Here is a 5,908-nt window from a genome sequence, read left to right as displayed (position 1 = left end):
GGCCTCGCATGGGACGTTGCCGAGAGGGGGCACTGAGGGTGTGAAAGCCCCCCTTTCATCCGCTGCGGGTCGAGGAAACTAGGCGGCCAAGGAGCGCGGACTTCCAGTCCGCAGCACTCCGCCGAAGCGCCAGATTCTTATTCGCGAATCATTTTCATCACACCGATGTGGTGCTCGATTGCGACGAAATCGCAATGATGATCATTCATGGCTTAAAGCGGATGTGTTAGAAGCTCGGGGCCGCTGTACGCTTGCGGAGTGCTGCGGAATAAATTCCGCGCTCCATTTCTCCAAACAAAAAGCCCCGCCAGGGATGCTGACGGGGCTGAAGGAGTGAGAGAGACTGGGCTGTCCTAAACTCAGGCGGCGGCTTCGGCGCCTTTGTGGCCGAGCTGCTTCACGGCGAGATTGAGCTGATCGTACTCGATCGGCTTCTTGATCACCGTCACCGGTCCGTGGGAGAGTATACGGCTGAGGATTTCGCTGTCAGGGTAGCCGGTGATCACCACGATGGGGAGATCCGGATACAGCGCCTTGAGCTGGGAATACACTTCATCTCCGGGAACGTCCGGGAGTTTGAGGTCGAGGAAGACGAAGTCAAACTTCTGCTTCTTCGCCATGGTGATGGCTTCAGCGCCGGTGCCGACGACGAGGCGTCCGAAACCCGCCTTCTTGAGGAACTGCTTGAAGAGGGCCTGCAGGGCGGGGTCATCATCCACCACCATGACGGTGGGCTGCCCGGCTTCGTCTTCCTTGCGCAGCACATCGCGGTCAAGCAGGCTGCGCTTGATGCGCCAGCGACCGCCGATTTGCACAGCGGGCAACTGGCCACGCTGGACGAGGTAATAAACCGTTGGAAGAGGGATGCGGAGGTATTCCGCGGTCTCTTTAACGGTCATAAGTTCGGGTGCTGCTAGATCGGCCATAAAATTGGGGGGTGTGTCTTGTTGCCTGCGATTAACTGTAAAAATCGAAACTGAGTCTCGTTGAGAAGTTGTTAACAACGTTAACCGATAATTTCTATCATTACGGGGTAAATATCGGGATGTGGCTAAATGTGTGGTTCCAGATAATTGGTAGATTTGCGAATTATTGCCACAATTGCAAACCAAAAGTGTGTGCTAGCTAAAAAACTTCGGAAATCCTGAAGAATATCATACAATTGCTATCAATCCAGAATGGGGAGCATCGAGCGTGAGGAATAGAGCCAGTCCAATGGTCTAAATTTTATTTAGATGGTGGCTACGATGAGTGTTTGTATTCCAATATGTTACGCGTGCCCATGGGGAGATGGCTTTTTTGCAGTGGGTGTACCTGAGGCAACCCATTTGCCAAGTCGCCAGGCTTGGCCTAGATCAATCCTCCCATGTCTGATTCCATCCCCAATGTCCTCGCTGAACGTTACGCCACCGCCTCCATGCGCGCCCTTTGGTCGCCTGAAGGGAAAGTCAGACTGGAGCGCGATTATTGGATCGCAGTTCTGAAAGGCCAGCGCGATCTCGGCATCGGCGTGCCGGATGGCGTGATTGAAGCCTATGAAAAGGTGAAGGATCAGGTAAACGTGGCCTCCATCATGGAGCGCGAGCGCGTGACGCGGCATGACGTGAAGGCACGCATCGAGGAATTCTGCGACCTCGCAGGCCACGAGCACCTGCATAAAGGCATGACCAGCCGCGACCTGACTGAGAACGTGGAGCAATTGCAGGTCTTCCGCTCGCTTCTTGAGATTCGGTCTAAATGCGTGGCGGCTCTCGTGGGTCTCGCACGTCGCGCCAAGGAGACGCGTGACATTCCGCTGACCGCGCGTACGCACAACGTGGCCGCGCAGGTGACCACCCTGGGCAAGCGCCTGGCGATGTTCGGCGAGGAACTGCTCGTGGCCTTCGGCGATCTGCAGCATCTCATTTCCAGCTACCCGGCCCGTGGGCTGAAGGGTGCCGTGGGCACCCGGCTGGATCAGATCACTCTCTTTAATGGAGACGCGAAAAAAGCGGCGGAGCTGGAAAGCAGCATCCTGAAGCACCTCGGCATGCCGGCGGCCTTCAATGCCGTGGGGCAGGTGTATCCGCGCAGCCTGGATCTGCAGGTGGTGGCCTCGCTCTGCCAGCTCGCCAGCGGTCCGTCCAGCTTTGCGCGCACGCTGCGCCTCATGGCCGGGCAGGAACTCGCCAGCGAAGGCTTCGCGAAAGGGCAGGTGGGTTCCTCCGCCATGCCGCACAAGATGAACAGCCGCTCCTGCGAGCGCATCAACGGCCTGCACGTCATTCTCAAAGGCTACCTCACCATGGCCTCCGGTCTGGCGGGGGATCAGTGGAATGAAGGGGACGTCTCCTGCTCCGTCGTACGCCGCGTCATGCTGCCGGACGCCTTCCTCGCCATGGACGGCCTGCTGGAGACGCTGCTCACCGTGCTCAATCAGATGGAAATCTTCGAAGCCGTGGTGGAGCAGGAGCTCATGCGCTACCTGCCCTTCCTGCTGACGACCACCGTCATGATGGAAGCCGTCAAAGCAGGGGCTGGTCGCGAGACCGCTCATGAAGTGATCAAAGAGCACGCCGTGCAGGTGGCCAAGGACCTGCGCACCGGCAAGGTGCGCGAGAACGACCTCCTCGCCCGCCTCGTGGAAGACGTGCGCCTCACCCTCACCGCCGAAGACATGCAGCGCCTCGTCGAAGCCGGCAAAGCCAACGCCGGCGACGCCCCCCAGCAGGTGGACGCCTTCTGCGAACACGTGGCCGCCATCAAGAAAGAGTACCCCCAAGCCGCGAAGTATGAGCCGGGGGTGATTTTGTAGTCTTCAATCGAGCACCCGTGCACGAATGCCCACCGCAGGTAGGGCGGCTGGTCCTCCAGCCGCCGTTGCCCAGCGTGTTACGGTTCAGAAGTTCATCCTTGTGCTGCCCCGTGCAGTGGCTGAGCTTGAGGCGTCGTGCGTTTCTGCGCGTTTTCTGCAATCATCGGGTCATGATGCCGTCGATTCAAACCGCCATGCCAAGCCGGGAACGTTTAGTTCGCACGCTTTTCTGGACTCTGTGGGTCATGACAGCCGCCCTGACCTTCTATGCTTGGGGTGTAGCTTCATTCGGCATCGGAATGTTTCTCCAAGACGCCCCCTCGGTTCCGAAGCTTTACATGCGTGCCGAGGTTCGAGTGGCCGAAACGCTCAGTTTGGTAACTGCCGTCGGTCTTGCCTTGATCAGCATGATCATCGCCCGGCGGAGCCGTCCACTTTCGTTGCTTGGCCTGGTGCCGCTCGCCTTGTGGTTTCTCTATCTTAGCATCCCCCGCTTCTAGCTGCCCGTGTGCATGCAGACGCTCCTCCTTTCAGTCCCATCCATGAAACCCACCTTCCACTCCATCACTCCCATGATCCCCACCTGCGGCAGCCTGGCGGACGCGCTGAGCTTTTACACGGACCACATGGGCTTCACCATTCTCTGGCAGGGCGGTGGCATGGCCGGCATCGAGCGCGATGGCGTGTCCCTCAAGCTCGTCGAGAACGACAACCAGAACTGGGCGGACAACGCCAGCTTCAGCATCGGCGTCTCCGACCTGGATGCCCTCTACGATGAGTATCAGGCGATCCCGGCCCGGGTCGGACCGCTCGAGCTCAAGCCCTGGGGCAGGCGCGAGTTTCACATGATCGCGCCCTCAGGCGTGTGCTTCCAGTTTTACCAGCGCGCAGCCGCCTGACCCTGCGCTGCTGCCCGAGCCGCCAGCGGAGAAACTTCCGCAACTTCCACATCTTCTGCGGGGGGGACGCAAGTGCTAAGCTTTGACCATCCCGGCAAGCTGGAGGCTTGTGCTACGGCCGGTGTCGCCACCGTTGCAGACTTCAAACATTTCAACCATTTCAACGGGGGGTGGTTTCCACACGCCATCCGTCACGGGGTAGACTGCAACTAATTCAACTATTTCAACGGGGGGGATACGCACGCGTTGAGCGCGGCCCGTCCCGGCAAAGCCGGAAGCTTTATTGAGACTTGCTCAATAGACTGACGCACTTGTCTTGAAGGCCAACGGCCTTCCGTCATACAGCCCAGGGGTGCCGAGCATTAGCGAGTGCTCCCCTGGGTTCTGGCAGCCAGGCTGGGAAGCAAACCCAGCACTCCGCCACACTTCAAGCCTGCCAGCAGCGTCTGCAATGAGCCCCGCAGCAAGTTTGCCGCATTCAGGCACCGAGTCCACTTCCACCAGGAACGCTCTTCTTGTCAGTCAATTGCGCAAGGCTCAATAGGAATGGGGTGACAGGCTGGAGTGACAGACGGCGCCGGGACGAAGGATTCTACGGACGCGACACAACCTAACTATTACTCACAAGTTTGAGGAAGGATCGCTGTACAAAGACAGGCGCGGTCAAACTATGGGGGATGGCAGCAGCAACGTCATCGATAAGCAAAAGTATTGGCAGTCCATTGGCGGCGGGTTGGTCGCAACGCGAGCTGGCGCATCTCAGTGGCATTGATCCGCGTCTTGTGAGACGTTTGGCCATTATGCTTGAAGATTGGGCGGCTCAGCCGCAGGCATCCATCCCTGAAGGCAGCCGCAGCAAGGCGGCTGCCAAAGCTTCCTACCGTCTGCTCTCCAATGAGCGGCTCGAAGCTGCTGACATTGGGCAGAGTCATCGTGAAGCGACCTGGGGGCGCATGGCCGGCCATGCAGTCGTGCTGGCCGTGGCTGACACGACAAGCTTCAATCATACGACTCATGCTGGCACGGAAGGAGTCGGCCCCATCGGCCAGGGCAATGGCAGCGCGCAGGGCTTCTTGCTGCACAGCGTGCTGGCTTTCAGCGAGCAGGGCGAGGTCCTCGGCGTGCTCCATGCCCACACCTGGGCGCGCGAGCGTGACGGCCCCTCGCGGCGGCAACGGCAGGCGCAAAAGAACCGCAAAGCGCTCGATCAGCGCGAGAGCCACCGCTGGATCAGCGCTTATGAGGCCATCGTGGCCCAGCGTCAGGCTGCTTCTGGCAGGCAGCCTCGTCTGGTGCTCGTCTCTGACCGGGAGAGCGATCTTTACGAGCTCTTTGTGAGCAACCGGCAGCACGACGAGCAATGTGCCGTGCTCGCGCGCGCCCTGCATGCACGCCGCCTGCACGCCGCCTGCACGCCGCCTGCACGCCGCCTGCACGCCGCCTGCACGCCACCTGCACGCCACCTGCACGAAACGGGAGAGGTGGTGTGGGATCATCTCGAAGCGCAGCAGGAGCTGGCGCGTGTCGAGATCGTGGTGCCAGCGCAGGGCACGCGCAAGGAGCGCACGGCCACGCTGGTGCTGCGCAGCGCGCCGGTGAAGCTGGGGGTGCCGCGGGACAAGGCGCGGTTCTTTGGCGCGAGCACACCGCTGGATCTCTGGGCCATCGACGCGGTGGAGACGGGCGCGCCGGAAGGCAGCGAGGCTCTGCACTGGAAGCTGCTCACGAGCATTCCCTGCGCAGATGCGGCACAGGTTCAACGACAGCTGCAGTGGTATGCGAAGCGCTGGGGCATCGAGGTGTTCCACCGCACGCTCAAGAGCGGCTGTCAGAGCGAGGCGCGGCGTTTGGGCAACATGGTGAGGCTGCGCCGGGCACTGAGCCTGGATTTGATCGTGGCCTGGAGGCTCATGGCATTGCGCGATGCATCGCGCCAACAGCCGCAAGCACCCGCGACACAATGGCTGCAGGTGGAGGAATGCGCCGTTTTAAGCGCCTGGGCCACGCGTCAGTTCAAGGCGAAAACTCAAAGTCCACCCAGCATCGCCGAGGCGGTGTGCTGGATCGCGCGGCTGGGAGGCTACCTGGATCGCAAGAACGACCCACCGCCGGGCATGGAAGTTCTCTGGCGAGGTCTGCGCCATCTTCACGACATGACCGAAACCTGGAAGCTCGTTCATGTTGTGGGTAATAGTTAGGACACAACGCGTCCCTA

5 protein-coding genes are annotated in these 5,908 nt (G+C 60.3%); 4 read left to right on the top strand and 1 reads right to left on the bottom strand.

What is annotated here, in order from left to right; genetic code table 11:
• Nucleotides 1–359: 359 nt before the first annotated feature.
• Nucleotides 360–899 carry a response regulator gene (locus tag AC24GY_RS29315; RefSeq protein ID WP_487690396.1) on the bottom strand — a complete coding sequence of 180 codons (540 nt, stop codon included), beginning with the start codon at nucleotides 897–899 and terminating at the stop codon, nucleotides 360–362.
• 467 nt (nucleotides 900–1,366) lie between these two features.
• On the opposite strand from AC24GY_RS29315, the gene purB reads away from it, so the two are divergent.
• The 4 genes from purB to AC24GY_RS29295 all read left to right on the top strand — a co-directional run bounded on the left by purB (nucleotide 1,367) and on the right by AC24GY_RS29295 (nucleotide 5,891).
• A complete protein-coding gene (purB, locus tag AC24GY_RS29310; RefSeq protein ID WP_487690393.1) occupies nucleotides 1,367–2,794 on the top strand; it encodes an adenylosuccinate lyase in 1,428 nt (475 codons plus the stop codon).
• Nucleotides 2,795–3,039: 245 nt separating this feature from the next.
• Nucleotides 3,040–3,294, top strand: coding sequence for a hypothetical protein (locus AC24GY_RS29305; protein ID WP_487690391.1), 255 nt, complete (start codon nucleotides 3,040–3,042; stop codon nucleotides 3,292–3,294).
• A 42-nt stretch (nucleotides 3,295–3,336) separates the two neighbouring features.
• Entirely contained in the window at nucleotides 3,337–3,693 is a 357-nt protein-coding gene (locus AC24GY_RS29300) for a VOC family protein (RefSeq protein ID WP_487690388.1), read from the top strand.
• A gap of 677 nt (nucleotides 3,694–4,370) precedes the next feature.
• Entirely contained in the window at nucleotides 4,371–5,891 is a 1,521-nt protein-coding gene (locus AC24GY_RS29295) for an IS4 family transposase (protein WP_487690385.1), read from the top strand.
• Nucleotides 5,892–5,908: the final 17 nt, after the last annotated feature.

The organism is Prosthecobacter sp. Pr1 (assembly GCF_057652315.1).
Note: the sequence above shows the minus strand (reverse complement) of the source record. Positions and strands in the feature narration are given on the sequence as shown.

What these genes read in the sequence shown, in the direction of transcription:
- AC24GY_RS29315 (WP_487690396.1), bottom strand. Translation starts at nt 899, where the DNA reads ATGACCGTTAAAGAGACCGCGGAATACCTCCGCATCCCTCTTCCAACG.
- purB (WP_487690393.1), top strand. Translation starts at nt 1,367, where the DNA reads ATGTCTGATTCCATCCCCAATGTCCTCGCTGAACGTTACGCCACCGCC.
- AC24GY_RS29305 (WP_487690391.1), top strand. Translation starts at nt 3,040, where the DNA reads ATGACAGCCGCCCTGACCTTCTATGCTTGGGGTGTAGCTTCATTCGGC.
- AC24GY_RS29300 (WP_487690388.1), top strand. Translation starts at nt 3,337, where the DNA reads ATGAAACCCACCTTCCACTCCATCACTCCCATGATCCCCACCTGCGGC.
- AC24GY_RS29295 (WP_487690385.1), top strand. Translation starts at nt 4,371, where the DNA reads ATGGCAGCAGCAACGTCATCGATAAGCAAAAGTATTGGCAGTCCATTG.